The organism is Corynebacterium sp. CCUG 71335 (assembly GCF_024454075.1).
GTDB lineage: Bacteria > Actinomycetota > Actinomycetes > Mycobacteriales > Mycobacteriaceae > Corynebacterium > Corynebacterium genitalium.
Genome location: NZ_JAGPYY010000001.1, coordinates 128,415 through 154,767, shown reverse-complemented (window position 1 = coordinate 154,767; position 26,353 = coordinate 128,415). Strand labels below are relative to the sequence as shown.

General features: G+C 63.1%; 30 protein-coding genes and 1 tRNA gene. 13 read left to right on the top strand and 18 right to left on the bottom strand.

The window, feature by feature from the left end; genetic code table 11:
• Window position 1 precedes the first annotated feature (1 nt).
• From KBX19_RS00760 to KBX19_RS00735, 6 genes are read right to left on the bottom strand one after another with little or no spacing between them, the layout of a single operon-like run.
• Window positions 2-202: an antitoxin VbhA family protein gene (locus KBX19_RS00760; protein ID WP_005291148.1), complete on the bottom strand. Its 201-nt coding sequence runs from the start codon at window positions 200-202 to the stop codon at window positions 2-4.
• Between the two features lie 43 nt (window positions 203-245).
• A complete protein-coding gene (locus KBX19_RS00755; RefSeq protein ID WP_255997057.1) occupies window positions 246-1,172 on the bottom strand; it encodes an ABC transporter substrate-binding protein in 927 nt (308 codons plus the stop codon).
• Window positions 1,172-1,876: an ABC transporter permease gene (locus tag KBX19_RS00750; RefSeq protein WP_005291143.1), complete on the bottom strand. Its 705-nt coding sequence runs from the start codon at window positions 1,874-1,876 to the stop codon at window positions 1,172-1,174. The genes KBX19_RS00755 and KBX19_RS00750 overlap by 1 nt, the downstream gene beginning before the upstream one ends.
• Window positions 1,864-2,499 carry an ABC transporter permease gene (locus tag KBX19_RS00745; protein WP_370686977.1) on the bottom strand — a complete coding sequence of 212 codons (636 nt, stop codon included), beginning with the start codon at window positions 2,497-2,499 and terminating at the stop codon, window positions 1,864-1,866. Before KBX19_RS00745 ends, KBX19_RS00750 begins: the two co-directional genes overlap by 13 nt.
• Window positions 2,496-3,302: an ABC transporter ATP-binding protein gene (locus KBX19_RS00740; protein WP_005291138.1), complete on the bottom strand. Its 807-nt coding sequence runs from the start codon at window positions 3,300-3,302 to the stop codon at window positions 2,496-2,498. The genes KBX19_RS00745 and KBX19_RS00740 overlap by 4 nt, the downstream gene beginning before the upstream one ends.
• Window positions 3,303-3,354: 52 nt before the next feature.
• On the bottom strand, window positions 3,355-3,975 hold the full coding sequence (locus KBX19_RS00735; RefSeq protein WP_005291135.1) for a CPBP family intramembrane glutamic endopeptidase: 621 nt from the start codon (window positions 3,973-3,975) through the stop codon (window positions 3,355-3,357).
• Window positions 3,976-3,997: 22 nt separating this feature from the next.
• On the opposite strand from KBX19_RS00735, the gene KBX19_RS00730 reads away from it, so the two are divergent.
• Entirely contained in the window at window positions 3,998-5,332 is a 1,335-nt protein-coding gene (locus KBX19_RS00730) for an NAD(P)H-binding protein (protein WP_255997056.1), read from the top strand.
• A gap of 72 nt (window positions 5,333-5,404) precedes the next feature.
• A tRNA-Leu gene (locus KBX19_RS00725) sits at window positions 5,405-5,478 on the top strand.
• An 8-nt stretch (window positions 5,479-5,486) separates the two neighbouring features.
• Here KBX19_RS00725 and KBX19_RS00720 read toward each other — a convergent pair.
• A complete protein-coding gene (locus KBX19_RS00720) occupies window positions 5,487-6,530 on the bottom strand; it encodes a suppressor of fused domain protein (protein WP_255997055.1) in 1,044 nt (347 codons plus the stop codon).
• A gap of 119 nt (window positions 6,531-6,649) precedes the next feature.
• Here KBX19_RS00720 and KBX19_RS00715 point away from each other — a divergent pair, with 119 nt between their 5' ends.
• Window positions 6,650-7,552 (top strand): Bax inhibitor-1/YccA family protein, encoded by a 903-nt coding sequence (locus KBX19_RS00715; RefSeq protein WP_255997054.1) that lies wholly within the window; start codon window positions 6,650-6,652, stop codon window positions 7,550-7,552.
• A gap of 403 nt (window positions 7,553-7,955) precedes the next feature.
• Here the strand turns inward: KBX19_RS00715 and KBX19_RS00710 are convergent, their stop codons facing one another.
• The 3 genes from KBX19_RS00710 to KBX19_RS00700 form a co-directional block, all read right to left on the bottom strand.
• Complete coding sequence (locus tag KBX19_RS00710) at window positions 7,956-8,501, bottom strand: hypothetical protein (RefSeq protein WP_255995726.1); 546 nt, start codon at window positions 8,499-8,501, stop codon at window positions 7,956-7,958.
• 48 nt (window positions 8,502-8,549) lie between these two features.
• Window positions 8,550-9,074: a transcription elongation factor GreA gene (gene greA / locus KBX19_RS00705; protein WP_255995725.1), complete on the bottom strand. Its 525-nt coding sequence runs from the start codon at window positions 9,072-9,074 to the stop codon at window positions 8,550-8,552.
• A 106-nt stretch (window positions 9,075-9,180) separates the two neighbouring features.
• A complete protein-coding gene (locus KBX19_RS00700) occupies window positions 9,181-9,642 on the bottom strand; it encodes a DUF4307 domain-containing protein (RefSeq protein WP_255997053.1) in 462 nt (153 codons plus the stop codon).
• A 75-nt stretch (window positions 9,643-9,717) separates the two neighbouring features.
• Here KBX19_RS00700 and mca point away from each other — a divergent pair, with 75 nt between their 5' ends.
• Genes mca through KBX19_RS00685 form a run of 3 tightly spaced genes read left to right on the top strand, consistent with a single transcriptional unit; the run spans window position 9,718 to window position 11,692 of the window.
• Window positions 9,718-10,605, top strand: coding sequence for a mycothiol conjugate amidase Mca (mca, locus tag KBX19_RS00695; RefSeq protein WP_255997052.1), 888 nt, complete (start codon window positions 9,718-9,720; stop codon window positions 10,603-10,605).
• Window positions 10,605-10,895 carry a hypothetical protein gene (locus KBX19_RS00690; RefSeq protein ID WP_005291110.1) on the top strand — a complete coding sequence of 97 codons (291 nt, stop codon included), beginning with the start codon at window positions 10,605-10,607 and terminating at the stop codon, window positions 10,893-10,895. Before mca ends, KBX19_RS00690 begins: the two co-directional genes overlap by 1 nt.
• A 26-nt stretch (window positions 10,896-10,921) precedes the next feature.
• Window positions 10,922-11,692 carry an isoprenyl transferase gene (locus tag KBX19_RS00685; RefSeq protein ID WP_255997051.1) on the top strand — a complete coding sequence of 257 codons (771 nt, stop codon included), beginning with the start codon at window positions 10,922-10,924 and terminating at the stop codon, window positions 11,690-11,692.
• Here the strand turns inward: KBX19_RS00685 and coaA are convergent, their stop codons facing one another.
• Complete coding sequence (gene coaA, locus KBX19_RS00680) at window positions 11,693-12,619, bottom strand: type I pantothenate kinase (RefSeq protein WP_255997050.1); 927 nt, start codon at window positions 12,617-12,619, stop codon at window positions 11,693-11,695.
• Window positions 12,620-12,696: 77 nt separating this feature from the next.
• Between coaA and glyA the strand changes: the two genes are divergently transcribed.
• Entirely contained in the window at window positions 12,697-13,986 is a 1,290-nt protein-coding gene (glyA, locus tag KBX19_RS00675; protein ID WP_255997049.1) for a serine hydroxymethyltransferase, read from the top strand.
• Here the strand turns inward: glyA and KBX19_RS00670 are convergent.
• Window positions 13,983-14,366 carry a DUF5997 family protein gene (locus KBX19_RS00670; RefSeq protein ID WP_255997048.1) on the bottom strand — a complete coding sequence of 128 codons (384 nt, stop codon included), beginning with the start codon at window positions 14,364-14,366 and terminating at the stop codon, window positions 13,983-13,985. The genes glyA and KBX19_RS00670 overlap by 4 nt on opposite strands.
• A gap of 23 nt (window positions 14,367-14,389) precedes the next feature.
• On the opposite strand from KBX19_RS00670, the gene KBX19_RS00665 reads away from it, so the two are divergent.
• The 4 genes from KBX19_RS00665 to KBX19_RS00650 all read left to right on the top strand — a co-directional run bounded on the left by KBX19_RS00665 (window position 14,390) and on the right by KBX19_RS00650 (window position 17,832).
• On the top strand, window positions 14,390-15,085 hold the full coding sequence (locus tag KBX19_RS00665) for a substrate-binding domain-containing protein (RefSeq protein ID WP_255995719.1): 696 nt from the start codon (window positions 14,390-14,392) through the stop codon (window positions 15,083-15,085).
• A gap of 60 nt (window positions 15,086-15,145) precedes the next feature.
• Window positions 15,146-15,730, top strand: coding sequence for an LGFP repeat-containing protein (locus tag KBX19_RS00660; protein ID WP_255997047.1), 585 nt, complete (start codon window positions 15,146-15,148; stop codon window positions 15,728-15,730).
• Between the two features lie 128 nt (window positions 15,731-15,858).
• Window positions 15,859-17,202, top strand: coding sequence for a PhoH family protein (locus KBX19_RS00655; RefSeq protein ID WP_255997046.1), 1,344 nt, complete (start codon window positions 15,859-15,861; stop codon window positions 17,200-17,202).
• Window positions 17,203-17,280: 78 nt separating this feature from the next.
• Window positions 17,281-17,832 (top strand): GNAT family N-acetyltransferase, encoded by a 552-nt coding sequence (locus tag KBX19_RS00650; protein WP_005291087.1) that lies wholly within the window; start codon window positions 17,281-17,283, stop codon window positions 17,830-17,832.
• Window positions 17,833-17,842: 10 nt separating this feature from the next.
• On the opposite strand, the gene KBX19_RS00645 is transcribed toward KBX19_RS00650, so the two are convergent.
• The 3 genes from KBX19_RS00645 to glpX all read right to left on the bottom strand — a co-directional run bounded on the left by KBX19_RS00645 (window position 17,843) and on the right by glpX (window position 22,005).
• On the bottom strand, window positions 17,843-19,405 hold the full coding sequence (locus tag KBX19_RS00645; RefSeq protein WP_255997045.1) for an MDR family MFS transporter: 1,563 nt from the start codon (window positions 19,403-19,405) through the stop codon (window positions 17,843-17,845).
• A 77-nt stretch (window positions 19,406-19,482) separates the two neighbouring features.
• Window positions 19,483-20,880 carry a class II fumarate hydratase gene (locus KBX19_RS00640; RefSeq protein ID WP_255997044.1) on the bottom strand — a complete coding sequence of 466 codons (1,398 nt, stop codon included), beginning with the start codon at window positions 20,878-20,880 and terminating at the stop codon, window positions 19,483-19,485.
• 117 nt (window positions 20,881-20,997) lie between these two features.
• The gene (glpX, locus tag KBX19_RS00635; protein ID WP_255997043.1) at window positions 20,998-22,005 is read right to left on the bottom strand and encodes a class II fructose-bisphosphatase; all 1,008 of its coding nucleotides are present in this window, start codon (window positions 22,003-22,005) and stop codon (window positions 20,998-21,000) included.
• 118 nt (window positions 22,006-22,123) lie between these two features.
• Here glpX and KBX19_RS00630 point away from each other — a divergent pair, with 118 nt between their 5' ends.
• Entirely contained in the window at window positions 22,124-22,681 is a 558-nt protein-coding gene (locus tag KBX19_RS00630) for a DUF4245 domain-containing protein (RefSeq protein ID WP_255997042.1), read from the top strand.
• Window positions 22,682-22,962: 281 nt separating this feature from the next.
• Here KBX19_RS00630 and KBX19_RS00625 read toward each other — a convergent pair whose 3' ends face one another.
• On the bottom strand, window positions 22,963-23,229 hold the full coding sequence (locus KBX19_RS00625) for an exodeoxyribonuclease VII small subunit (RefSeq protein ID WP_255997041.1): 267 nt from the start codon (window positions 23,227-23,229) through the stop codon (window positions 22,963-22,965).
• Window positions 23,230-23,256: 27 nt separating this feature from the next.
• The gene (xseA, locus tag KBX19_RS00620; RefSeq protein WP_370686976.1) at window positions 23,257-24,507 is read right to left on the bottom strand and encodes an exodeoxyribonuclease VII large subunit; all 1,251 of its coding nucleotides are present in this window, start codon (window positions 24,505-24,507) and stop codon (window positions 23,257-23,259) included.
• 71 nt (window positions 24,508-24,578) lie between these two features.
• On the opposite strand from xseA, the gene KBX19_RS00615 reads away from it, so the two are divergent.
• Window positions 24,579-25,538, top strand: coding sequence for a 4-hydroxy-3-methylbut-2-enyl diphosphate reductase (locus KBX19_RS00615; RefSeq protein ID WP_255997040.1), 960 nt, complete (start codon window positions 24,579-24,581; stop codon window positions 25,536-25,538).
• Between the two features lie 6 nt (window positions 25,539-25,544).
• Here KBX19_RS00615 and KBX19_RS00610 read toward each other — a convergent pair whose 3' ends face one another.
• Window positions 25,545-26,351 carry a DUF6542 domain-containing protein gene (locus KBX19_RS00610; RefSeq protein WP_255995709.1) on the bottom strand — a complete coding sequence of 269 codons (807 nt, stop codon included), beginning with the start codon at window positions 26,349-26,351 and terminating at the stop codon, window positions 25,545-25,547.
• Window positions 26,352-26,353: the final 2 nt, after the last annotated feature.

Below are 26,353 nucleotides of genomic sequence, written 5' to 3'. Positions count from 1 at the left end.
ATTATCCGAGGATGTGTTCTCGAGCCAGCTGTTGAGCTTGTTCGGTTGTGAGCTCACCTGCAGCGTGGGCATCGAGCAATTCCGACAGGTAGGGGTCGGCTGTGCGCCCGCCGGCTAGATTCGCGGCGCCTGCGGAATATTCCCGGATTTCCTTGGGTGAAAGATCAGAAGTTGGGTTGAGGTTCTTCATCGTCCGAGTCATGTGCGACCCCCTTTCGTCCTGCTGATTCTACCGTTGGGGGGCGCTAAAGCTCCAGACCGTCCACCCAGTCCCTGGCGATGACGGCAGGCTCAGCGCGCTCGTCGCCGACGTTGCGGAGGTTCATTTCCACCAGGTCATCAGTGGTCAATTGAGCGTTGACGTTGTTGAGAACGTCGAGCGCTTCGGGCGGCAGGTGCCCCGCGCGGATGACGGGGACGACGTTCTGCGGCGGGATGAGGTTTAGGGGATCCTCGAGAATCACGAGGTCGGGGCGGTCACCCTTGCCGGTGATGGCGGGGGAGGTGGTGAAGATGTTGGCGGTATCTGCCGCGCCCTCCACCAAGGCTTGGACGGTGAGCGGGCCGCCAGCATCGGAGATCGGCTTCACCCTGATCTTGGACGGGTCAATGCCGTAGACAGAGGTCAAACCAGGCGGGCCGTAACGCCGCTCTGCGAATTCGGGCGGGGCAGCCACGGTGATTTGATCGAGCTTGTCCAAATCGGCGATGGTCTGGATGTCGTTGTCTGCGGCGGTCTCGGCAGTGACACGGTAGGCATCTGCTGATGATGCGGGACTGAACTCGCCGACCTCGATGGTTTCGGGCAGGGAGGAGGTGAGGGTGTCGCGGATGGTCTGCTCGTCGGCGCCTTCGGGCAGGTCGTCGTAAAAGGCGGCCAGGTTGCCGGCGTATTCGGGCACGACGGTGACGTCGCCGTCCTCCAAGGCGGTCATGTAGACCTCGCGGGAGCCGATGCCGGAAGCGACGTCGACATCGAAACCGGCATCAGAAAGCGCGGCCGCCCAGATCTGGCCGATGATCTCAGCCTCGGGGAAGTTGGCGGTGCCGATGACGATGTCCCCGCTGGCCTCGATCTCCGGCTCCTCGGTCGTCTCAGTCTCCAGCGGGTCACCGGAGGCGCACGCCGCGAGAACCAGTGGCAATAACAGCACCCACACGCGTTTGAGCATTAGCCGTTTCCTTTCACTCGCAGGCCCGCAGGCGTGGCCCAGCGTTGCACAGCAGCCAACAGGAGGTCCATGACTAACGCCACAAGCGTGACGACGATCGCTCCCGCCACCATCCGTGCGTAATCCTGCACCGCAAGCCCATCGATCAGGTATCGGCCCAACCCGCCCATGCCGATGTAGGCGACGACCACCGCGGTGGCCAGCACCTGGACGACGCAGGACCGCAACCCGCCAAGGATTGTCGGGGCAGCAATGGGTAGCTCGACGTGGCGGAGAATCTGCCGTTCGCTGAATCCGGCAGCGCGGGCGGAGTAGACCACGTCGCGCGAGACCGAGTCGAAGCCTGCCACCACGCCGGCGAGCAGCGGGGCCACGGCGAGCAGCACCAGCACGATGGTGGCGGGAATGATCGGCCAGCTGATCCCGCGCGGAATGGAAATGGCCAACCAGGTGAGCAGGCCGAGGGCAGGCAGAGCACGCAGGGCACCGGAGACAGCGAGCACTGCTGAGGCTCCGCGTTGTGTGTGGCCCACATACATCCCGATGGGCAGTGCAATGAGCACGGCGCAGAGCACAGCCAGGAACGTGTATCCGAGGTGTTCGGCGATCCGCATGGGAAAACCGGTGGCGCCGGACCAGTGGGTTGGGTCGGTGAGGTAGGTGAACGCGTCGATAATCGGTTGCATGGCGGTCAGTGCCTCCACGGCATGGTGAGGCGGGCGATGAGGGTGAGGCAGACGTCGATAAGCACTGCGAGCAGAATCGTGCCCACGAGCCCCGCAATGATCTCGGTGGGGAAGGCGCGCTGGAACCCTTCCGTGAACAGCGTGCCGAGGGACTGCACGCCGACAAGCGCGCCGACGGAGATGAGGGACACTGTCGATGCCGCCACGACCCGCACCCCGCTCAGCAGCCCGGGGCCGGCTAACGGAAGTTCAACCCGCATCACGCGTGCTAGCGGCGAGTAACCGGCTGCGGTGGCGGATTGGCGCACGGCTCCAGGAACAGCGTCGAACGCGTCGGCGGCGCTACGGACCATGAGCGCAATGCCGTAGAGCGTCATCGCGATGACGACGTTGACGGGCGAGAGGATCGAGGTTCCCAACACCAACGGCATGAAGACGAACATGGCCAAGCCCGGGATGACATAGATCAGGCTGGTCACCACAACGATGACTTCGCGGAACCGGCCTGAGCGGTGCGCGGCCCAACCGAGCGGGACCGCAATGAGGAAGGACGCAATGATCGCTGGCAGCGCAATGAGCAGGTGCTGCCCGGCGAGACCTGCGATCATGCCGAGATTGCTGGAAAGCCACGCCCAATTCACCGCAGCACCCCTTTGATGTTGCCGCCTGCGTCGAGGACGAGCGTCTCGCCGTCGCGCTCTACGGTGCGTAGGGTGCGCGCGTCCATGCCGACGAAGTCGCGCACGGCATCGTTCGCGGGGCGCGCCATGATCTCTTCCGGGGACGCTGCTTGCTCGATACGAGCCTGTTCTCCGAGGATGACCACGGTGTCACCGAGATAGAACGCCTCCTCAATGTCATGACTGACAATGAGGATCGTGGTGGCAAGGTTCTCCCGAATGCTCATGATCTCCTGCTGGAGGCCGCGGCGCACCACCGGGTCGACGGCGCCGAAAGGCTCGTCCATGATGAGCACGTCCGGCTGATTCACCAGACCGCGAGCCACCCCGACGCGCTGCGCTTGGCCGCCGGAAAGCTCCGCGGGGTAGCGGTCCTCCAATGCGGGGTCGAGGTTGACCAGCTCGAGCATCTCGGATGCCTTGCGTTTCGCCTCTGACTTGCTCGCTCCGCCGAGTTTGGCGACGTCGGCGACGTTGTCGCGGACGCTGCGGTGGGGCATCAGACCGGAGTGCTGCATGACGTAGCCGATGCTGCGGCGCAGTTGAACTGGGTCCGTGTCCGCAACATCCTCCCCACGCACAAGAACTGCGCCGGTATCGGGCTCGACCATGCGGTTGACCATGCGTAACAGGGTTGTTTTGCCGCAACCGGACGGGCCGACGAAGGCGGTTGTGGAACCCTCCTTGACGGTGTGGGAGAAGCCATTCACTGCCGGTGCAGAGGTTCCAGGGTACGTCTTTGAGACGTCGCGGAATTCAATCACCAAGCCCAGCGTAGCTTGTTGAGCCGGAAAGGAGTGGGTTTACATGTACGGGTTAAAAGAAAAGCGGCATGACGAGCAGCATGGTCACGCTCCACGTCAGGTGCACGGCGATCGGTGAGTACAACCGCCGCGAGCGCGATGCCTCGTAGAACGCCACGGCGCCGAGAACCAGGGCTGAGAACACCAGCAGCGGCACGCCCATTGCGATGGTGACCACGCCGTAGATCAGGGTGGACACCACGCCGACAGAGATTTCCGGGAGCCGGGGGAACCGTTCGCGCAGTTGCCGCGGCACCATGTCGCGGTACACCAGCTCCTCGCCGATCCCGTTGATGACCAGCACAAAGAACGTGGGCAACAGCCCGCCCTGATCCGGGGTGTTCAGCAGCTGCTCGACGGGGCCTGCCAGGAACGGAATGTTCTGCACCACTAGCGCGCCGAGCACGAAGACGATCGCTAAAGCAGCACCGATGAGCACGCCACGGCCGAGTTCACGCCCGATCCTCGGCCCAGCGAACGCGCTCTTGCTGCCCCACAGCCACCAGCCGAGTGCGTACACCGTCGCGGCAAAAAAGGTAAAAGCGTAGAACCCGAGGCTGCCGTCACCCGCATTGCGCGCCAAGAACAGCCCGAGTGCGCCCAGCACGCAGGGGATGACCCAGCCAAAATTCATGCCGCCAGTATAGGTTGGGGGCATGACTCGCACAGCTCTTGTAACAGGTGCCACGGGATTCATCGGGGGAGAGGTCGTGAGCAATTTGCTTGACGACGGATGGCGCGTGCGCATCCTCTGCCGCTCCGCCGCGAAAGCGAAAAAGCGCCCTTGGGGCGATGCTGTGGACATCGTGGAAGGAGACGCCACCGACCGCGAGGACGTCTCCCGAGCTCTTGAAGGTGTGGACTGTGCCTGGTACCTGCTGCACTCCATGGACAGCGGCTCTGGCTTCGCCGACGAGGAAGCGACAATGGCCCGCCAGTTCGGTGAGGAAGCTGCGCGCCACAAGGTAGGCCGGATCGTTTACCTCGGCGGCTTGCACCCTCAGGGCGTGACCGGGGACTCCGACGATGTCTCCGAGCACCTTGCCTCCCGCATCAAGGTGGGAGAGATCCTTCTGGGTTCCGGCGTTCCCACCGCCGCGCTCCAAGCAGGCGTGGTCATCGGTGCCGAATCATTGTCATTCAAGCTTTTGCGTCACGTGACTGAGCGCGTTCCGCTCTTCATCGCGCCAGATTGGATCACCAACGAGATCACCCCGATTAGCCAGCGCGACATTGTCCACTACCTCGTTGCCGCCGCTGACCTCCCATCCGATCTCAACCGCACGTTCGATGTCGGCGGCCCGGACACCATGCCGTACGTGGAGATGATGCAGCGCTACGCCGAGACCGTGCAGATGCGGCGCCGTCCCTACTTCACCGCCCCAATCATGACCCGCCCCATGGCAGCCCTGGGATTGTCGTTTGTGACGCCGTTGACGTACGGGGAGATCTTGCCGATCTTTGACTCCGTTTCCTCCGACACTGTGGTCAAAGAGCGGGACCTCGAAGACCTCGTCGGCACTCCGGAGGGTGGCAACGATTCATTCGAGTCAGCCGTTATTGAAGCCGCCCTTGGAACGTACCCGCATCACTACAGGTCCACGGCCACCATGTACCACGCGCTCGCGGCGATCTGGTCCCTCTTCGCCCCCGGTAGGAAGTGGTGGCTGCCGCTGAATCTCACCCAAGCGGTGGTCATGGTGCCCACCCTTGCCGACATCAACGAACGGGATGATTCGCAGACCCTGGATGATGCTTCCGGGCTGTCGCCGCTTGGCGCGCCAGCCTCACAGGCTGCCCTAGCGACGGCAATGAACTGGGACTTCAACTGGATCGCCCGTCGGTGGCCCAACAAGTGGACCCGTGGCGCGTGGATGGTCTCCTCGCTCGACCTTGCGCGCCGGGCCTACAAGGAAAAACCGGTGCGTGCCCTCGCTCTGCTGCCGTACATCGCGGGCCAGTTCTTTCTCGTTCCCCGCTCCCGCCGCTAGCGGCGACCGTTGTCATTGACGGCTTCGGGGTGCCGTAGACTCTGGTTCTGTGCGAGCGCTCGCCGCCCGCACGCCCCTATAGCCCAATTGGCAGAGGCAGCGGACTTAAAATCCGTTCAGTGTCGGTTCGAGTCCGACTGGGGGCACTATTTCTTCAGCGCTTCGGGTCGATGACGCAGAACGTCAGCGGGGCAGACCGCATCCGGTAGGTGCCGGGTTCGGCCTCGAGCACAGCCATGATTTCGTGGCGCAGGGCTCGGTTGACCTCGACGGTGATGTGCGCGGACAGCGGGGGTTCCTGAGTGCGCCGCTGTTTGCCTGGACTGTCGCGGCTGAAGGTGACTGACGACGATGCGGCATCCTCGTCCGGCAGAAACCGCAGCCACGCTTCGACACCGTTGCCCGCACCCATGACCGCGAAGGTCCTGTCGTACCCAAGCCGCCAGCGCATAGCGCGGACAACATCTGCGGCAGCTTGAGCGGTCATGTCAATGCGCCCCGATTCATCCACGGCGAAGTAACTGGAGGACACCGCAGATATCGACGAGCCTTCCGCCTCAGTGTGGGAGGTGATGAGGGGGAGGGAGGAGGCGTCGATAAGCAAGGAGCTGCGACGCGGATCGCTCAAGCCGAGCGGAATGCTGTCGCCGAGAACACCCGCGAACTTCAAAGGATCCCAGCGCAATGCCGCCTCAAGCTCATCTGCGGTGACTGCGACGGCGTAAATGAAACGGACCCAGCCGGTGGGGGAGATCGAGAGCTCCAGAATCGGGTCGTTGACGAAGATGAACGCTGACAGCGTCGCGTCCGTGCAGACAGGGGAACGTAAGTCCATGTAGTGGCCCGGCTCGAGCGAATCACCCGATTCACGCAGGTACGCCGCCAAGCGGCGAAGACGGTGGACAGGCCACGTGGGAGGCTCTTCTGTCAGAGGCACTCGCAGGGAAAGCTCTGTCTGAAGCCCGGCGACTGGCTGCGAGCTGTTCGTCTGGGAAATCCCGTGCGTGACGTAGAGGTAGTGGGGGACAGGCTGGTCGAAACGGTATACGAGCACCGCGACACCGTCGCTGAACTCCAGCTCGCCATGCACTGCGACGGGATCTGCGCCCGCCAGCGCCGCGAGATGGTCAAGCAAGAACTCGCTGCCGGTGCGCTTCTTCACCCGGTCGCGCGAGAAGAACCTACGCCTCCAGACCATGGCTTACATACTATTTTGCGCCCGGCGGGAACGAAACGGGCAGTTCTCCCGTTGAACGGTATGATCGAATACCGGTCGAATCTTTGCTTCGAGCTATAAATCAGAAAGGAAACAGGCCAGTGAAATCTTCCAACCCCGTGATGGCGCGACTTCCTCAGTCTGCACAGCAGGCTGGGTTCGGCCAGCCCCAGAGCGGCCACGGCTACAACCCGCAGGGCGGCTCCTACGGCTACGACCAGCAGGGCGGCTACCAGGACCCCTACGGCGCTAGCCAGAACCCTTACGGCCAGGCCGGTTACGCGCAGGATCCGTACGCTGGTGCGACTGGTGAGCGTCCCATCACCGTCGACGACATCGTGACCAAGACAGGCATCACCCTCGCCGTGATCGTGGCATTTGCCCTGATCAACTTCGGTATCGGCATCGCAGTCGACCCGAGCATCTCCATGATCCTCACGTTCGTGGGTGCCATCGGTGGCTTGATCACCGTCCTGATCCACAGCTTCGGCGGCAAGTACGGATCCGCTGCTGTGACCCTGATCTACGCCGCGTTTGAGGGCCTCTTCGTCGGCGGCTTCTCCATGGCCGTCTCCGGCTGGATGCTCGGCAACGCAGACGCTGGCACCCTCGTCTTCCAGGCCGTACTGGGCACGGTTGGTGTCTTCGCCGGCATGCTCTTCGTGTACAAAGTCGGCGCGATCCGCGTTACCCCGAAGTTCACCCGCATCCTCACCGGCTGCATCATCGGCGTGGCCGTCCTGGCCGTCGGCAACCTGCTGATGTTCATCTTCACCGGTATGTCCCCGCTTCGTGATGGCGGCCCGCTGGCCATCGGCTTCTCCCTCGTCTGCATCGTGCTGGCATCCCTGAGCTTCCTCGTCGACTTCGACACTGCCGACAAGCTCGTCCGCATGGGTGCGCCGGCCAAGATGGCATGGGGCGTTGCCCTCGGCCTGGCCGTCACCCTGGTCTGGCTCTACACCGAGATCCTGCGCCTCCTGTCCATCCTCTCCCGCGACTAGGCAACAGGTAGTAACCAACCCGCCTGCCTAGGCGTTTCCTAGGCACCTGCAGCTCGAAGCAGGATTCGTGCCCCCGCACACCGTTCAGCTCCTGAATGGGTGCGGGGGTTTCGATCTGCGGGGGTGCCGCTGACGGGAGCGGGGCTGGGTGGTCGGAGTGGGGTGCGGCCGGTCGGAGTGGGGAAGTGAACGGGAATGAACCTCTGCCTTTGAACAAGGTCAGCGCAAAGGGTTTCACCCCAGCACTCAGTTCATAGGCAGAGGTTCATGACACTTTCGGGGTGGATTGCAGAGGGGCGCGCCCGCACTCCTGTCGCGTTCCTGCCGCCCCGCCGCACCCGCCCCCCTTAGGAACGACGAGAAACCCCCGGCAAACAACCGGGGGCTGCAGAGACTCTATTGTTTAGTAGTCCGACTGCGGCATGACATCCTTGCCGTCGATAGAGACCTTGGTGAACACCAGCTGGCCGTCTTTGACGTCGGGAGAGGTGAGGGTGATCTTCACGTTCTCCTCGACTCCTTCACGGCCGCCGTTGTTGCGGGTGGTGGTGCCCTGTGCGATCTCGTCGGACCACTCTTCCCACACGATGTTAAGGGCGAAGTCGTTGTTGTCCTTGCAGTTCAGGTTGATTTCGACGGGCTGGTGCACGGGGGCGCCGTTGCAACCGATGTAGAACGGGGTGCCGTCCGGTGCGGACTCAGCGTTCTCGCGGTCCGCAGCGGTAGTGGTCGCACTTGCCGTATTCGCGTCGGTGACGTTGGCGGCACTGGTGCTGTCGGTCTCCTGGACCTGGCCCGCGCCCGTCAGGGAGTCAGGGTCCTGGCTCTGTGCGGTGTCCACCTTCTCCTCGGATGCCTGCTCGTTCGGCGGGGAGCAGGCTGCGAGGCCGAGGGCGGTGGCGGCGGCGAAGGCGACTGTGGCGACCTTGCGGGAAGTGCGGGTAGTCACTGCGGAGATCCTTATCGGGTAGAGATGTTGTTGAAGAGGCGGCGCGGTCTACTGAGCTGCGCGGGGAGTCTTTGCCTTAACCGAATCATACGGCTTTGCGGACTCGATCGTGACCGAAATTTCGCGGCCGTTTGGTGCGGTGTAGGTACGGGTCTCGCCCTCGGTGGCGCCGAGCACGGCTGCGCCGAGCGGGGACTGCTCGGAGTAGGTCTCCAGGTCCTTGTTGTCGGTGGAGGCGGCGCGGGTGCCGATGAGGAAGGTTTCCTTATCGTCCTCGTCGCCGTTGTAGTAGACGTGCACCACGGAACCGACCACGGCCATGCCCTCGACAACGCCGGTGCGCTCAGTGGTGGAGTTGGCCAGCAGTTCGGAGATCTGCTTGATGCGGGCTTCTTCCTGGTCCTGCTGTTCGCGCGCGGCGTCGTAGCCGGCGTTTTCCTTCAGGTCGCCTTCTTCGCGGCGCTCGTTGATTTCGGCGGCGATGGCTGGGCGGTTGTCGATGAGCTGCTGCAGCTCGGCCTCAAGCTTGGCCTTCATTTCCGGGGTGATGTATTGCTGCTGCGAATCAGCCATGGAAGTGTAACCCTCGTTTCGGTTTTTAACGTCAGTGGTCGGTTGGGATCCTAACACAGCGCATGCTTATCGACGGCAGCCGGGTAGGGTCTCCGGCCTGCGGTTTTTAGCGTGCGGCAGTGTGTGTCGCCTCCGCGTCGAGGTAGGAGGGGAACGTGGTCGAGCAGCCGTAGACGCCGCCGGAGACGGGCTGTTCACCCACCGGGATATCCACGTGCATGCGCATCTGCTTCTCTCCACCGGGCGGGATGACTACGTCTCGGCGGCCGATCTCGGTCATGTCGTAGTTCAGGGAGGTGATGATGCAGTAGGAGGGGACGTCGACAGCTGAGTCGTCGCGTTGGACGTCGAACCAGACGCGGGATGTGGTGTCGTCGACGCGCTCGTGCGAGACGAGGGTGGCGCTGATCGGCTGTGCCTGGCGCTGCATGACGTAACGGCCCAGGAAGACCACGATGAGAGCGACGAGAATGACAGCGACCACGGCGACGACCTTCCCGGAGGTTCCCGATGTGCGTCGCGGCTGCTCGTCGCCGTACCGTGCGGCGGGACGGTCGATGGTGGTCACGGTGGCTCCTCTACTAAGATGATCTCCCGATCAACCTTAACTCAACCAGCTAACTCAACTAGAGGTGAGTACTACGTGACGGGCTTTCGCTTGCTGGCTATCCACGCGCACCCTGACGATGAGTCATCGAAAGGTGCGGCGACGATGGCGAAGTATGCCCATGAGGGCCACCGCGTCAAGGTGCTCACCTGTACGGGCGGGCAGCGTGGCGACATTTTGAACCCGGCGATGAACAAGCCGGGGATCATTGAGAACATGACCGATGTGCGCCGCGAGGAAATGGCGGCGGCTGCTAACGCCCTGGGCGTGGAGCACGAGTGGCTCGGCTACGTCGACTCCGGGCTGCCGGAGGGCGATCCGCTGCCGCCGCTGCCGGAAGGCTGCTTCGCGCTGAAAGATCCGGAGGTTGTGGCGAAGACGCTGGTGGCGGAGATCCGCGAGTTCCGCCCCCACGTGATCATCACCTACGACGAGAACGGCGGCTACCCGCACCCGGACCACATCATGGTTCATAAGGCATCCATGATCGCGTGGGAGAAGGCGGGCGATCCAGAGTTCGCTCCAGAGATCGGTGCACCGTGGGAGCCGCTGAAGCTGTACTACACCCACGGTTTCGTGCCGCAGCGCATGCGTCTACTGCACGACCGCCTGTTGGAAGATGGTGTCATCGGTGACGGTGAGACCAGCCCGTATGAGCCGATGCTGCGCCGGTTCGAGGAGAATTCTTCCGACATCATGCAGCGCGTGACCACTCAGGTGGACTGCGGCGACTACTTCCAGAACCGTGCTGACGCTTTGACAGCCCACGCGACGCAGATCGATCCAAACGGCCCGTTCCTCGCCAGCACCCCTGAGGTGCAGGCTGAGCTGTGGCCCACTGAAGAATTCGAGCTCGCGCGCACCCGTGTGCAGACCGACCTGCCGGAGACGGACCTCTTCGCAGGCATTGAGGAGGAGCATTAATGCTTATCGACGTCACAACCGACACGATCATTCTCGCCCAGCAGATGAACCCCGATGCTCCGGTCGGTCCGGAGTTCGGTAAGGCGGAGCCGATCGGTGCCTTCATCGTGTTGGCTTTGGCCGTCGTCATCTTGCTCATTGGATGGGCGTTTCATCGGAGGTACTCGCGGTTCAATCGTCGTAAAGCATTTGCCGAAGCTCGCGGACTCGACGTGTTCGATGAAGCTGCCGTGGATAAAGCCATGGAAGAAGAAGGTCTGCTGGACCGCCGAAAGAAGTCGATTTTCTAGCGGCTGCGCGCGCTAGGATGAGTGCCATGGCCCTGCTTGAACGAATTCTGTATCCGCTGTACGAACGGCGTTTGAAGCATGAGCTGCAGGGTAAGAACCAGCCGAAACACATCGCCGTCATGGCCGATGGCAACCGCCGCTGGGCGCGCGAGGCTGGATTCACAGATATCGCGCACGGCCACCGTGTCGGGGCCGCGAAGATCGCGGAGCTCGTCGCGTGGTCGGCTGAAATGAACGTCGACGTGGTGACCATTTACTTGCTCTCCACCGAGAACCTCTCGCGCACAGCGGAAGAAGTCCAGCTGCTCTACGACATCATCTCCGGCGTCGTCGATGAACTGTGCAGCGACGAGTTTGAAGCTCGCATCCGGCTCGTGGGGCATCTGGATCTGCTGCCGGAGAAAGTCTCGCAGCGGATGCGTTCGGCAGCGGCGGCGACGGAGGCGAAGAACGGCATCGTGGTCAACATCGCGGTCGGTTACGGAGGCCGCCAGGAGATCGTCGACGCGGTGCAGCACTTCATCCGCGCCAAGGTGGACGAGGGTGTGCCTGCGGCGCAGCTCGCGGACCATGTCAGTGTCGAATCCCTTTCGGAGCACCTCTATACCTCCGGCCAGCCCGACCCGGACCTGGTGATCCGCACATCAGGGGAACAGCGGCTATCTGGCTTCCTGCTGTGGCAGTCCGCCTACTCGGAGATCTGGTTCACCGATACGTACTGGCCGGCGTTCCGCAAGATCGACTTCCTTCGCGCTCTGCGAGATTACTCGCAGCGCTCGCGCCGCTTCGGCAAATAGTTAGATCTTCCGCATCCGGACGCGCTGCACGGAGTGGTCCGCCGCCTTCGACATCACCAGCGATGCGCGGACACGCGTGGGCAGGATGTTCTCCACCAAGTTCGGCAGGTTAATGGTTTGCCAGATGCGGCGGGCTTCGGCGGCGGCGGCTTCGTCGGAAAGCGGGGCGAAGCGGGCGAAGTGCGCGCTTGGCTCTTGGAATGCTGTGTTCTTGAGTTTGATGAAGCGGTCGATGTACCAGCGCTCAATATCTTCCGTCTTGGCGTCAACGTAGACGGAGAAGTCGAACAAGTCGGAGACCATCAGCGTCGGGCCAGTCTGCAGCACGTTGAGGCCCTCGAGGATGAGAATGTCTGGATGGTCTACCACCTGGTACTCGCCAGGGAGAATGTCGTAAGCGTCGTGAGAGTAGACCGGAGCCTTGACGTTGTCGCGGCCGGCTTTGACGTCGGTGACAAAGCGCAGCAGATCGCGCCGATTATAGGACTCCGGGAAACCTTTGCGCCCAGTGAGATTGCGGGCCGTGAGCTCCGCGGTGGGCAGCAAGAAACCGTCGGTGGTGACCAGATCCACCCGCGGGTGGGACTTCCATCGCTCCAGCAGCACTTGGAGCACACGGGCCGTGGTCGACTTGCCCACCGCGACGGACCCGGCGACCCCGATGATGAAGGGCACGTGCCCGGGGTTTTCCCCGAGGAATGTTTCCGTGGCGGCCGTGAGCTTCTGGCGCGCACGAACCTGCAAGTGCAACAGACGCGACAGCGGCAGGTAAATCTCGGCGACCTCGTTGAGATCCATGCTCTCGCCGATACCGCGCAGACGCGCAAGCTCGTCCTCGGTGAGCACCTGCGGCATCTCCGCGCGGCGCTCCCGCCAAGCGTCACGCGTCAAATCAAGGTAGGGGCTAGGGTCTGCTGGTCGCGGCATGAGGACCATTCTTACACTGCTGGCGGTGGTTGGCTTACTGTGGTGTGCGTAGAAGGCTCGACCCGAAAGGAACGATGATGACCGACGATCTCCGCTACCAAGAGCTCGCCCAGCTAGACCCGGATGTTTATGAGCAGATCCTCGGGGAGGTCTCCCGCCAGCGCAACACTCTGGAGATGATTGCCTCAGAGAACTTCGTGCCGCGCGCTGTGTTGCAGGCTCAGGGGTCGGTGCTGACCAACAAGTACGCGGAGGGCTACCCGGGTCGCCGTTACTACGGTGGCTGCGAGAACGTCGACGTCATCGAGGATATTGCGCGCGACCGCGCCAAGGAGCTGTTCGGAGCCGAGTACGCCAACGTCCAGCCGCACTCTGGCGCACAGGCGAACGCCGCTGTGCTGCATGCCCTGATTAAGCCGGGCGACACCATCATGGGTCTGTCCCTGGCCCACGGCGGCCACCTCACCCACGGCATGAAGATCAACTTCTCCGGTCGTCTCTACAACGTTGTCGCCTACGAGGTCGACCCGGGCACCATGCTCATCGACATGGATAAGGTCCGCGAGCTGGCGTTGGAGCACAAGCCGCAGGTCATCATCGCTGGCTGGTCCGCTTACCCGCGCACCGTCGACTTCGAGGCGTTCCGGGCGATTGCCGATGAAGTCGGCGCTTACCTGTGGACCGACATGGCCCACTTCGCTGGCCTTGTCGCCGCCGGCCTGCACCCGTCCCCGGTGCCGCACTCCGACGTGGTGTCCACCACGATTCACAAGACCCTCGGCGGCCCGCGCTCCGGCATGATCCTGGCGAAGCAGGACTATGCGAAGCAGCTCAACTCCGCTGTCTTCCCCGGCCAGCAGGGCGGACCGCTCATGCACGTGGTCGCCGCGAAGGCCACCGCGCTGAAGATTGCCGGCACCCCGGAGTTCAAGGACCGCCAGGAGCGCACCCTCGAGGGCGCCCGCATTCTCGCCGAGCGCCTCACCGCATCCGACTGCAAGGAAGTCGGTGTCGACGTTCTCACCGGCGGTACCGACGTCCACCTTGTGCTCGCGGACCTGCGCAATTCCGAGCTCGACGGCCAGCAGGCCGAGGATCTGCTCCACGAGGTCGGCATCACCGTCAACCGCAACGCTGTCCCGAATGACCCGCGCCCGCCGATGGTCACCTCCGGTCTGCGCATCGGCACCTCGGCCCTGGCGACCCGCGGATTTGACCAACAGGCGTTCACCGAGACCGCCGACATCATCGGTACCGCGCTGGCTCAGGGCACCAACGCCGACGTCGAGTCTCTGCGTGCCCGCGTGACCAAGCTCGCGGAGAACTACCCGCTGTACCCGGGTCTTGAAGACTGGAAGATGCTCTAACGCTCTTTTGACTCTTTCGCAGGCCCGTCGCCGCGCTCTTGCGCGTGGATCCGGCGGGCCTCACGCAACCATGCGGGCTGATCCGCCAGAAGAGCCTGGATCTCTTCAGTGGTCAGCGGCTTATCCATGTCGTTCTTCTTCAAGGCAGTAATGGAAATGCCGAGTTTGCGGGCGACTTCGGGGCGGGGGTGGGGGCCGTCGGCGCGCAAGGAACTCAGCCACTGCGGCGGGTTCATCTGCAGTTCGCGCAGTTGGGCGTGTGTGACGGCACCGTCCTGGAACTCCTGCGGTGCTGCCGGAAGGTAAATACCGAGCTTCTTCGCGGCAGTTTCCGGTTTCATGGCTGTGCTGGACGGGGTGTTCGAGGGCGTTTCGCTCATGCCACAGACGGTAGCATCGTGGCATGTCCAGCCCCCTCCGCCTCGCGTTCGTCACTGGCACCGAGCCCGGCAAGTGGTTCGCCCGCTACCGCGCAAACCACCAACTCGAGGAGATTCCCAGCGACGACCCGTTCGAACTCATCGACAGCGGTGCCGCCCAGCTCGCCCTGATGCGTGTACCCGACGACCGCATCGGGCAGCCAGGGGAGCAGTTCCACCACGTGCGTCTCTACGAGGAAAAACCCGGTCTCGCTGTCCCGAAAGACTCGCTCTATGACATCGGGGAGCCCATTTCGCTTATTGACGTCACCGACGAGCCCGTCAACTACACCTATCCCAACGGAACGACCGACGACCTGCGGATGGCGCTCCAAGTCGTAGCAGCGAACGTGGGAGTGGCGTTCGCCCCGGCACCGTTGCTGAAAGTGCTGTCTAAAAAACAGGTCGTTGTCGCGGAGCTGCAAGGGGAGCCGGCGCATGAGCCAACGGCGATTGCGCTCGTGTGGAAGGTGGAGGAAGACTCCGATGCGATCCAGGATTTCGTTGGGGTGGCGAAGGGAAGGACGCGGAACTCGTCGAGAAGCAGCGCTGAGAATCGGGACCGAAACCATCGTTCGGGCGACAAACGAAAACACAAAGTAAAAAGCAAAAGCAGTGGCCAGCGCAAGGGATCCCGCCGCAATTACCCCAAAAAGGGGGGAAGCAGAAAACGTATGTAACGTGAAGTTTGCATAATGGTGAACGGTCTTAAAAGTTAGCTTATGAAAGGACTTCATATTATGAACATCAAGATTAACCGTAAGCTCGGCGCTTCCGTCGCAGCTCTCGCACTGGCCACCAGCCTTGCTGCTTGCTCCGACGATGCTGACAACGCTGACGGCAACGTCGAAGAGGTCGAGGCAACCGAGACCAATGTCGAGACCGTGACCGAGGAGACCGACGCTGAGGGTGCCGGTGCTGACGAGAACGCTGAGGGCGAGGGTGAGGACGGCGAGACCGTCGAGATCACCACTCAGGACGGCGAGTCTGTTCTGGTTCCGGCTGCCGCACAGGAAGCTGCTGAGGAGCACAGCGGCGGCAACTGGGGCGACCCGTTCAACGTTGAGTCCCGCGAGGACGGCACCACTCTGATCGAGTACGACGCTGAGAAGAACATCGTTTACTCCGAGGAGACGGGCGCTGTGCCGGTCGTCGGCGAGATCTCTAAGACCTGGAAGGAAGAGGGTGGCTTGGACGCAGAGGTCGGCCTGCCGACCGCGCCTGAGGAGAAGCGCTCCGACGACAACGGCTGGATCCAGGAATTCCAGAACGGCACCATCGAGTGGCTCGAGGAGAACGGCGAGTTCACCGCGAAGATCAGCTAGTTGACGCTGTAACCGGAAATTCACCTTACATCGATGTAATTTCCACTTTGCTCCCCTAGTGTGGCAGGTGTCAGGTACCGCGAAGCACGGTCCTGGCTACCCGACAACCGCACTAGGGGAGCAATTGCATGTTTGACCCTTCTGTTACCCAGATCGACTCCGCACCTGAGCAGCTCACGGCGCACACCGCCTTGAGAACCTACGTGATCGACACGTCAGTCCTTCTGTCTGATCCGTGGGCGTTGAAAAAGTTCGCGGAACACAACGTGGTTCTGCCGCTCGTGGTCATCACGGAGCTCGAGCAGAAGCGCCATCACCCAGAGCTTGGCTGGTTCGCCCGCCAAGCTCTTCGCTTTTTGGAAGACCTGCGCGCCGACTACGACCGGCTCGACCAGCCCATGCCCGTCAACCTTGACGGTGGCATGCTGCACGTGGAACTCAACCACCAGTCCCATGACAACCTGCCGTCCGCCCTGCGCGGCGGGGAGAATGACAACCGCATCCTCGCCTGCGCCTACAACTTCATGCAGGAAGGTAGGGACACTGTTTTGGTGACTAAGGACGTGCCGCTGCGCGTCAAGGCCGGCGCTGTTGGTTTACCTGCGCAGGAGTACCGCGCACAGGATGTCGTTCTGACCGGGTACACCGGCATGGCTGAGCTCGAGGTCTCCGGGGAAGAGATCGACGAGCTTTATGCCACCGGCTTCTGCGCCATCGACACCGGTGAGCTTCCGGTCCACTGCGGCCTGACGCTCAACGCCGGCAACAAGTCGGCGCTGGCCCGTGTTGCACCTTCGGGCGGGGTCAAGCTCGTGCGCGGCGATATCGACGCGTTCGGTCTGTCCGGCCGTTCCGCTGAGCAGCGGGTCGCGCTCGATCTGCTTCTCGACGATTCCGTCGGCATCGTCTCCATCGGCGGTCGCGCCGGCACCGGTAAGTCGGCGCTGGCACTGTGCGCCGGCCTGGAGTCTGTCCTGGAGCGCGGGGAGCACAAGCGCATCATCGTCTTCCGTCCGCTCTACGCCGTCGGCGGCCAGAACTTGGGCTACCTGCCGGGCGACGAGATGGAGAAGATGAACCCCTGGGCCCAGGCGGTCTACGACACCCTCGAGGGCGTCGTGTCCGATAACGTGCTCGAGGAAGTCGCAGCGCGCGATCTCGTCGAGGTGCTGCCGTTGACGCACATCCGCGGCCGCTCGCTGCATGACGCATTCGTCATCGTCGACGAGGCCCAGTCCCTCGAACGCAACGTGCTCCTGACTGTCCTGTCCCGACTCGGTCGCGGCTCCCGCGTGGTGCTCACCCACGATGTCGCCCAGCGCGACAACCTGCGCGTGGGCCGCCACGACGGTGTTCAGGCTGTCATTGAAAAGCTCAAGGGCCAGGACCTCTTCGGGCATGTGACCCTGACGCGCTCGGAGCGTTCTCCGATCGCGGAGCTGGTGACAGACCTCCTCGAGGACCACGCCTAACCCGTGGGCTCAGCCACGCCGCAGGGCGCTAACCTGCGTCTGCGGCGCGGTTTTCGTGCTGTGGGAGTGACTTGTACGATGGTCGCCATGCCGATTCCCGAGTCCGAACGCGATTTCACAATCCGCCCCATCCGGCCGGAGGACTACCCGCAGGTCCGCGACATCTACGAAGCAGGCCTAGGCACTGGCCATGCTTCGTACGAACAGAATGGGCCGACGTGGCAGAAGTTCGCTACGAACAAGATCATTGAGACGGTGTTTGTCGCCGTCGAAAAGCATGATGATGACCGTGTGCTTGGCTGGGTTGCTGCAGCGCAGGCGTCGACACGCAGCGTGTTCCACGGTGTTGTGGAGGATTCGATCTACATCCACGATGACGCGAAAGGCCGTGGCGTCTCGGGTGCTCTACTGGACAAGCTCATCGAGACGTGCATTGGGTTGAACAAGTGGTCCATCCACTCGTGGATCTTCCCGGAGAACACTGGTTCGGCGGGTCTGCACGAGTCGCGCGGGTTTGTGAAGGTGGGCACCTACCACCAGATGGCACTGATGACATACGGCGAGCTGGCCGGCACCTGGCGCGACACCGACATTTATGAGCTGCTGCTGCCCAAGCCGGGCAAGCAATAGCTGGCAATAACTACTCGACGGTTTCCTTCAGTTTCACCTGCTCAACAGGGAACAGCAGGGCCATCGCGACGAGCACGAGCGGAATGAGCAGCAAGAACACCGGCGTCAGGCCGTCGTTGTAGCTCGATGCGATCGCGTCATGAATAGGGCCGGGTAGCTGGTCCATGATTTCCGGCGTGAGCGCGTTGGGGTCGAACCCTTCGGTGTACTTCGCGGCTTCCGGACCGAGCTGCTGCAGTGCACCTGGCAGCCGTTCTTCCATGTTGTTTTGCGTGTTGTGGATGAATATGGTGCCCACCACAGACGCGCCGACGGACATACCGATCTGGCGGAAGAAGTTGTTCGCCGCCGTCGCGGTGCCCACCACGCGGATGGGGAAAGAGTTCTGCACGATGAGGATGAGCACCTGCATCACCATGCCCAGCCCGAAGCCGTAAATGAAGATGTAGACGCCGAGCACGCTTAACGACGTCTCCGCCGTCAACCTCGACAACAAGAAGCACCCGAGAGCCACAATGCCCATGCCGACGATCGGGAAAATCTTGTACTGGCCCGTCCGCGAGATCAGCGCGCCGACTCCGATGGAGGTGAGCAGCATGCCGCCGACCATCGGGATCATCATCAGGCCCGCCGCCGTCGGCGACATGGAGTGGACCATTTGCAGGTACGTCGGCAGGTAGGCCATGACGCCGGTCATGGACACACCTAGAACAACGCTGGCTGCGGTGGTGAGAGCCATGTTGCGGTTGTCGAACAGGTGCATCGGCACGAGCGGGTCGCCCGCCCGCAGCTCCACGAAGACGAAGATTGCGCCCACGACGACCGCCGCCGCGAGCAGCCCGAGGATGGTCGGGGAGCCCCACGGGTACTGCAGCCCGCCCCACGTTGTCGCCAGGATGAGGCACGTCGTCGCAATCGCCAGCAACACCGCACCGAACCAGTCGAAGCGGAAGTTCTCCCTGTCGCCCTTGGACAGCTTCAACACGATCGCGGAGATCGTCATGGCCAAAATGCCCAGCGGGATGTTCATCCACAATCCCCAGCGCCAGCCGGGACCATCGGTGAACCAGCCGCCGAGAACAGGCCCCAGCACCGAGGAGATGCCGAACACCGCGCCCATAACGCCCATGTACTTGCCGCGCTCGCGCGCCGGAACGACTTCCGCGATGATCGACTGCGAATTGATCATCATGCCGCCCGCACCGAAGCCCTGGACCGCGCGGCCGATGATGAGCAACTCCATCGTGTGGGCGAAACCGCCGATGGTCGACCCGATGACAAACAGCCCGATGCAGCCGATGTAGAACCATTTGCGGCCCAGGCCGTCGCCAAGCTTGCCGAAGACAGGCAGCGCAATGGTCATGGTCACCATGAACGCCGAGATCACCCAGCTCATGTGCTCCACACCACCGAGCTCGCCGACGATTGTCGGCAGGGCAGTAGAGAAGATCATCTGCCCCAGCGAGCTCATGAGCATCGTCGTCAGAAGCGCAGCGAACACCAGCCCGACGTTCGGTTTGCCGGCTTCTTGCTCGTGTTCTTCAGTGTGCTGATCGTGTTGAGTTTCCGTCACTCATCGAAGACTACACCTGAAAAACGACATGAAAGAAGGCCCAGCGAGCGAGCACGCTGAGCCTTAAACCGTGGCAGCTAGTTGCGGTCGGTGTTCGCCATCGACAGCACGTCGAGGCGCTTGTCCATCTCTTCTTCGGAGAGGTCGTCGCCGATGAAGCCCAGGTCGATGGTGGCCTGGCGGATGGTGATGCCTTCCTTGACCGCGTGTTTGGCAATCTTGGCGGCGTTTTCGTAACCGATTGCAGAGTTCAGCGGGGTCACGATCGACGGAGAGGACTCTGCGAGGGTGCGCATGCGCTCCTCGTTGGGCTCGATGCCGTCGACAAGCTTGGTGGCGAACTGGCGGGAGGTGTTCGCCAGCAGACGCGCGGACTCGAGAACGTTGCGCGCCATGACCGGGATGAACACGTTGAGCTCGAACTGGCCCTGGGTGCCGGCGAACGCAACAGCTGCATCGTTACCGATGACCTGCGCAGAGACCTGGGTAGCGGTCTCGCACAGCACCGGGTTGACCTTGCCCGGCATGATGGACGAACCCGGCTGCAGGTCCGGCAGGTGAATCTCGGCGAGGCCGGCGAGCGGGCCGGAACCCATCAAGCGGATGTCATTGGCGATCTTGTACAGGGAGACAGCCACAGAACGCATTGCGCCCGAGAATTCGACCAAACCGTCGCGGTTAGCCTGCGCCTCGAAGTGGTTCTTGGCCTCCGACAGCTGCTCGACACCAGTGAGCTTCTTCAGCTCCTCGGTGACCTTGCCGCCGAACTCAGCCGGGGTGTTGATGCCGGTGCCCACAGCGGTGCCGCCTATGGCCAGCTCACCGAGGTGCTCCAGGGTGTTGCGCACGCGCTCAATGCCCAGCTCGATCTGGCGGGCGTAGCCGGAGAACTCCTGACCCAGGGTGACCGGGGTGGCGTCCATGAGGTGGGTGCGGCCGGACTTGACCACGTCCTTCCACTCATTGGCCTTCTTGTCCAGGGACTCGTGCAGCACCTGCAGCGCCGGGATGAGGTCGTTCGCAGCTGCCTCGGTCGCGGCGACGTGGGTCGCGGTGGGGAAGGTGTCGTTGGAGGACTGGCCCATGTTCACGTCATCGTTCGGGTGAACCTCCACACCGTTCGCCTTCGCGATCGACGCGATGACCTCATTGGTGTTCATGTTGGACGAGGTACCGGAACCGGTCTGGAAAACGTCGATCGGGAACTCGTCGTCGTGCTGGCCGTCAGCGATTTCCTTCGCGGCGGCGATAATGGCATCGGCCTTCTCGGCGTCCAGGTTGCCCAGGTCCTTGTTCACCTGCGCACACGCAGCCTTGAGCAGGCCGAGCGCGCGGATCTGCTGCGCCTCGAGCCCACGGCCGGAGATGGGGAAGTTCTCCACGGCACGCTGGGTCTGTGCACGCCACAGCGCGTTCACGGGCACCTTCACTTCACCCATGGTGTCGTGCTCGATGCGGTATTCCTGATCAGCCATAATCATCCTTTGCGGTTGGAACGTGTTCCGGCGCCAAAGGCGCCGCTCCTGACACACGCCATTATTCCTGATTTGCCGATCCGAGGAGACCGAATAGGGGAGTCGTCGACCGGCCTTTTAGTTGTCCGGACCGGAGTAGTCGACGACGGAGTACTCGCGCAGCTTGGCCAGCTGGTGCTGCGACTCGACGAGGCGAACGGTGCCGGACTTCGAGCGCATCGCCAGCGAACGAGTGGTAGCGCCGTTGGCGCGGTAGGACACACCGCGCAGCATGTCGCCGTTGGTCACGCCGGTGGCGGAGAAGTAGCAGTTGTCGGAGCTGACCAGGTCGTTGATGCCCAAGACGCGGGTCAGATCGTGGCCGGCTGCGACGACCTTTTCACGTTCTTCGTCGGACTGCGGGGCGAGCATGCCCTGGATTTCGCCCTCAAGGCACTTCAGGGCGCAGGCAGTGATGACGCCCTCCGGGGTGCCGCCGACGCCCATGGCAATGTCGATGGAGTTGTTGTTGCGTGCTGCCGCGATAGCGCCAGCGACGTCGCCGTCCATGATGAAGCGGACCTTCGCACCAGCGGCGCGGATGTCAGCGACGAGCTCGGCGTGGCGCGGGCGGTCGAGGACAACAACAGTAACGTCGCGCGGCTCAATGCCCTTCGCCTTCGCAACGACCTCGATGTTGTGCGCCACCGGCGCCGTGATGTCGATCTTGCCTGCTGCCTCGGGGCCGACGGCGATCTTGTTCATGTAGAACGCGTCCGCGGGATCGTACATCGTGCCGCGCTCAGCGGCGGCGATGACGGAGATGGAGTTCGGGCGGCCTTCTGCCATCAGGCGTGTGCCGTCGACGGGGTCGACAGCGATGTCGAGCTCGGCACCCTGGCCGTTGCCCACGCGCTCGCCGTTAAACAGCATCGGCGCCTCGTCCTTCTCACCCTCACCAATGACGATGATGCCGTCCATATTCACGGAGTTGATCATCTTGCGCATCGCGTCGACTGCGGCTCCGTCGCCCTCGTTCTTCTTGCCGCGGCCAACCCAACGGCCGGAGGCTAGGGCGGCGGCCTCCGTGACGCGGACGAGTTCCATCGCTAGGTTGCGGTCGGGTGCTTCGACGGGGTTACCCATTGGTTTGTGCCTCCTGGGGCAGTTGCAGAACGATACGTGTATTAGCCCATTGTGGCATTTTTCCTGCTGCTCCGGAGCAATTGGGGTGGGGCGGAACGGGCATGCGATACTTGCAAGCGTGGCTGATGAGAAACCGCGGATTTTCCAGGACGGCAGGGACATGGCAATCAATGTCGTGCTCATTGCTGCCCTGATGATCCTGTCGGTGGCGTTCACTGGGATGTGCGAGTTCAATCCGGGCCGCCCAGAAAACGGCCCAGTACACGAGGTCGACGGCCGCACGTTCATGGAGATGGAGGCCCGCGCAGCCGATTTCCCGGTGCGTTTCCCGGAGATGCCGGAGGGGTGGACGAATAACTCTGCACGCCGCACGCTTATCGACGGCACCCCCGCCCCCGTCGCCGGCTGGGTCACCCCCGGAGAAGGCTTTTTGCAAGTGACCCAAACCGGTGTGCCGGCCGATGAGGCAGCGCAAGCCGACGGGAAGTACCGCGAACACTCCCGCGAAGAGACCGTCGCGGACTTTCCGGCGACCGTCTACACCTCGGATGCCAAAGATGTGCGTGATCTGTGGGTCGTTGACCTTGACGATGTCCGCTTGCTGGTCACCGGCGCCGCCCCCGATGCCGAATTCCGCGAACTCATTGAAGCGTTCGCCGCTTCCGAGCCGCTGTAATTCGATAGCACTAGCTCACAACAGACCCCAACCCGTCCCCAGTCGCGCCCCGGCCCGAAACCCGGCCCCAGGCCAACCCGTCCTGCCCCGTCCGCGATTAGCTAGAAACAAACGACTGGAATGATCCTTTCGGGCCTGATTTTCGGACGTTCTAGTCGTCTGTTTCTAGCTAATCGGGTTAGGGGAGGGGTAAGGAGGGTTAGGGAGGCTACGCGATGAGGCGGCGGCCTCGGCTGAGGCAGCTGGGCCGGATGAGTCGGCGGCCTCGGCTGAAGGCGGCTTTACTCTGCCTGTTCCTCATCGTCGGAGCCCTGTTGTAGGGCTTGTTCGATGCGTTTCTCGGCGCCGTCGAGAAGCACTTCGCAGCGCTTGGCCAGGGCTTCACCGCGCTCCCAGTACTTCAGGGATTCGTCGAGGCTCATCTGGCCGAGCTCGAGAATCTTCACGGTTTCAACCAGTTCATCGCGCGCCTGCTCGTAGGTCAGGGAGGACGGGTCCGGGATTGCGTCGGCGTTCGGGGTGCCTTGGCCGAAAGTGTTATCTGCCATGGTGGGTTCTCCTTGGGTGCGTAGCTGTTATTCGGCGGGTGTGGCGGCCATGCTGGCTGCGGTGATGGAACCGTCACCAACTCGGATGCGTAGCTGCGAGCCGGGCGGAGCCTGGGCGATGCTGGTCACCACTTCCGGCTCGCTGCCGTCGCGCGGCTGGACCTGGACCACCGCGTAGCCGCGGGCGAGTGTTGCGGCTGGACCGAGGGCGGACACCTGTGCACGCAAGGCCTTGACCTCTGCGGTCTCCTGCTTGAGCAGGCGTGTGATGTCGCGGCGGATGGCGGCGGTGGCGCGGTCGAGTTCCTCGCGGCGCAACGTCACCTGGGTCAGGGGGTTCGCCATAGCGGGGCGGGAACGCACCTGGCTCAGGCCGTGGCGTTCGCGCCTGACCCAGGAGCGCAGGGCGGAGGAGAGGCGGGAGCGGGCGTCGTCAAGCATCTGGCGCTCGGCGACGACATCCGGAACCACACGCTTCGCGGCATCGGTGGGGGTAGCCGCGCGCAGGTCAGCGACATTGTCCAAGACGGGATTATCCGGCTCGTGGCCAATCGCTGAGACGACCGGCGTCGACGCCTCCGCGACCGCACGCTGCAGCGACTCCTCGGAGAAGGGGAGCAGGTCCTCGACGGAGCCGCCGCCGCGGGCGATGATGATCACGTCGACAGTCTCGTCCTCGTCGAGAGTGCGCAGCGCCTCCACGACCTGCGGGACGGTGCCGGCACCTTGAACCGGGGTGTTGATCACGCGGAAGTCCACCGCCGGCCAGCGGTCTTTCGCCACCGACAGCACGTCGCGCTCGGCGGCAGATCCGCGGCCGGTGATCAGCCCGACGCGGCGCGGCAGGAACGGCAGAGGCTTCTTCCGCGCCGGATCGAACAGCCCCTCAGCAGCCAACGTCTTGCGCAGCTGCTCGATCTTCGCCAGCAGCTCACCCTCGCCGACGTGGCGGATCTCGGTGACCCACAAAGAAAAGGAACCGCGTCCGGCGTAGAAGGCGGGTTTGCCGAGGACGATGACGCGGTCGCCGTCGTTAAGCGGGGCGTCGAGCGAGCGCACCATCTTCGTGTCCGCAGTGAGCTGAATGCTCATCTCTTTCTGCGTGTCACGCAGCGTCAGGTAGGAAAACCGCCACGACGGCTTCACATTGATCTGCGTGAGCTGACCCTCAATCCACAGCCAACCCAAACGCTCAATCCACTGCTTGACGCTGTCATTGACCTGCGAGACGGACCACGGCGCCTCCGGCGTGCTCTTCGGCGGTTGTGCGCCCGCCATGGGCATCAGCCCCCTTCCGTTGTGCGGGACCAGCTTACCTTTTCGCCCGCACATCCATTACCCTTGGGCACATGACGAGCACCGGAAAAAACGTCCTTCTCGCCGCCCCTCGCGGGTACTGCGCTGGTGTTGACCGTGCAGTGGAGACGGTGGAAAAGGCGCTGGAGAAGTACGGCGCCCCCATTTACGTGCGCAAAGAGATCGTGCACAACAAGTACGTCGTGGAGACGCTGTCCAAGCGCGGTGTCATCTTCGTCGAGGAGACCGATGAAGTGCCTGAGGGCGCGCACGTTGTCTTCTCTGCACACGGCGTTTCACCGGCCGTGCGCGAATCGGCACAGCAGCGACAGCTCATTGCTCTCGACGCGTCCTGCCCGCTGGTGACCAAGGTCCACAATGAGGTCAAGCGCTTCGCCCGCGACGGCTACCACATTCTCCTCGTCGGCCATGAAGGCCACGAAGAGGTCGAAGGTACCGCTGGCGAGGCGCCAGACGTGGTGCACCTGGTAGACGGTGTCGAGGGCGTCGACGCCGCCCCTCAGTTCCCGGAGGACCAGAAGCTGGTGTGGTTGTCGCAGACCACGCTGTCGGTCGACGAGACCATGGAGATCGTCGCTCTGCTGCGCAAGAAGTACCCGAATCTGGAAGATCCGCCGAGCGACGATATTTGCTACGCCACCCAGAACCGCCAGGTCGCGGTGAAGGCGATCGCGGAGAAATGCGAGCTGATGATCGTCGTCGGGTCGCAGAACTCCTCCAACTCGAAGCGCCTTGTCGAGGTCGCACTGCAGAACGGCACGAACGACGCTCACCTCATTGACTACGCGCACCAGATCGACGACGCCTGGTTCGACGGTGTGACGACGGTCGGTGTCACCTCCGGCGCATCCGTGCCCGAGATCCTTGTCCGTGAAGTCGTGGAATACCTCGCCGAGCGCGGCTACGACAACGTCGAGCAGGTCACCACGACCACCGAGACCATCACCTTCGCGCTGCCGCGCGACCTGCGCCCGCCGCGCCAGGCGGGGTAGTGGCGGCTAGTCGTCGTAGAGGTCTTCGCGGAGACGGTGGCTGACCCGCCGAGATGATCCGCGGCCGCCATCTCGGCTGTCCCATGCACTGTCGCGGCCGTCTTGCGCGCTGACGCGACGGAGATCACGCCCGTCCGAGCGTCGAGCATTGCTGCGCTGCACGGGTTCGTCTCGGCCCTTCGAACGTGCGTTGCTGGGCGCGAGACGTTGGGCGGGACGCCTAGAAGCGGAGGGCTCGTTGCTTCGTGCCAGTAGCTCTTCAACGGTGACCTTGCCCGGCGTGGTGGTCCGTTCACGGAAGCGTGTCGCCTCACGTTGGGTACGACGATTCGATTCGGAAGCCTGCCTGCGCTGGCGCTGTTCCTGCTGGCGGATCTCTTCGTTGTGCCTTTTCAGCAGCTGGTAGCGCAACAACGCGATGACCAGCGCACCGAGGGTCACCATTGCCATCACGGGGAAGAACTGCACCAGCGGATACAAAATGAGCAGGGCAGAGGTGCGTCCCAGCGATGTTTGGCCTTCCGGCAGTTGGAAGTACGCGTTGAGGGTGCCCGTTACCAACAAAAACAATGTGTACAGCAGCGGGATGGACGCAACGATGAGAAACAGCCCGCGCGGGTTGACAAACGTGACCACGACCAAGGAGGCCACCGCGAACAGCGCTAGGAACGGCCACCCGATTGCTTCGTTGTAGACGGACAGTAGGCCGCCAGTGACAAGGGCCGCGATGATGATGCCCACGCCGGATCCCGTCGAGAAACCGGGCATTGCCGGGTCTGACTGCGTTGAGGATCGGGACGTTGCATGCGACACGT

What these genes read in the sequence shown, in the direction of transcription:
- KBX19_RS00760 (WP_005291148.1), bottom strand. Translation starts at nt 202, where the DNA reads ATGACTCGGACGATGAAGAACCTCAACCCAACTTCTGATCTTTCACCC.
- KBX19_RS00755 (WP_255997057.1), bottom strand. Translation starts at nt 1,172, where the DNA reads ATGCTCAAACGCGTGTGGGTGCTGTTATTGCCACTGGTTCTCGCGGCG.
- KBX19_RS00735 (WP_005291135.1), bottom strand. Translation starts at nt 3,975, where the DNA reads ATGAATTTTGGCTGGGTCATCCCCTGCGTGCTGGGCGCACTCGGGCTG.
- KBX19_RS00730 (WP_255997056.1), top strand. Translation starts at nt 3,998, where the DNA reads ATGACTCGCACAGCTCTTGTAACAGGTGCCACGGGATTCATCGGGGGA.
- KBX19_RS00720 (WP_255997055.1), bottom strand. Translation starts at nt 6,530, where the DNA reads ATGGTCTGGAGGCGTAGGTTCTTCTCGCGCGACCGGGTGAAGAAGCGC.
- greA (WP_255995725.1), bottom strand. Translation starts at nt 9,074, where the DNA reads ATGGCTGATTCGCAGCAGCAATACATCACCCCGGAAATGAAGGCCAAG.
- KBX19_RS00690 (WP_005291110.1), top strand. Translation starts at nt 10,605, where the DNA reads ATGCTTATCGACGTCACAACCGACACGATCATTCTCGCCCAGCAGATG.
- KBX19_RS00685 (WP_255997051.1), top strand. Translation starts at nt 10,922, where the DNA reads ATGGCCCTGCTTGAACGAATTCTGTATCCGCTGTACGAACGGCGTTTG.
- coaA (WP_255997050.1), bottom strand. Translation starts at nt 12,619, where the DNA reads ATGCCGCGACCAGCAGACCCTAGCCCCTACCTTGATTTGACGCGTGAC.
- glyA (WP_255997049.1), top strand. Translation starts at nt 12,697, where the DNA reads ATGACCGACGATCTCCGCTACCAAGAGCTCGCCCAGCTAGACCCGGAT.
- KBX19_RS00670 (WP_255997048.1), bottom strand. Translation starts at nt 14,366, where the DNA reads ATGAGCGAAACGCCCTCGAACACCCCGTCCAGCACAGCCATGAAACCG.
- KBX19_RS00665 (WP_255995719.1), top strand. Translation starts at nt 14,390, where the DNA reads ATGTCCAGCCCCCTCCGCCTCGCGTTCGTCACTGGCACCGAGCCCGGC.
- KBX19_RS00660 (WP_255997047.1), top strand. Translation starts at nt 15,146, where the DNA reads ATGAACATCAAGATTAACCGTAAGCTCGGCGCTTCCGTCGCAGCTCTC.
- KBX19_RS00655 (WP_255997046.1), top strand. Translation starts at nt 15,859, where the DNA reads ATGTTTGACCCTTCTGTTACCCAGATCGACTCCGCACCTGAGCAGCTC.
- KBX19_RS00650 (WP_005291087.1), top strand. Translation starts at nt 17,281, where the DNA reads ATGGTCGCCATGCCGATTCCCGAGTCCGAACGCGATTTCACAATCCGC.
- KBX19_RS00640 (WP_255997044.1), bottom strand. Translation starts at nt 20,880, where the DNA reads ATGGCTGATCAGGAATACCGCATCGAGCACGACACCATGGGTGAAGTG.
- glpX (WP_255997043.1), bottom strand. Translation starts at nt 22,005, where the DNA reads ATGGGTAACCCCGTCGAAGCACCCGACCGCAACCTAGCGATGGAACTC.
- KBX19_RS00625 (WP_255997041.1), bottom strand. Translation starts at nt 23,229, where the DNA reads ATGGCAGATAACACTTTCGGCCAAGGCACCCCGAACGCCGACGCAATC.
- xseA (WP_370686976.1), bottom strand. Translation starts at nt 24,507, where the DNA reads ATGGCGGGCGCACAACCGCCGAAGAGCACGCCGGAGGCGCCGTGGTCC.
- KBX19_RS00615 (WP_255997040.1), top strand. Translation starts at nt 24,579, where the DNA reads ATGACGAGCACCGGAAAAAACGTCCTTCTCGCCGCCCCTCGCGGGTAC.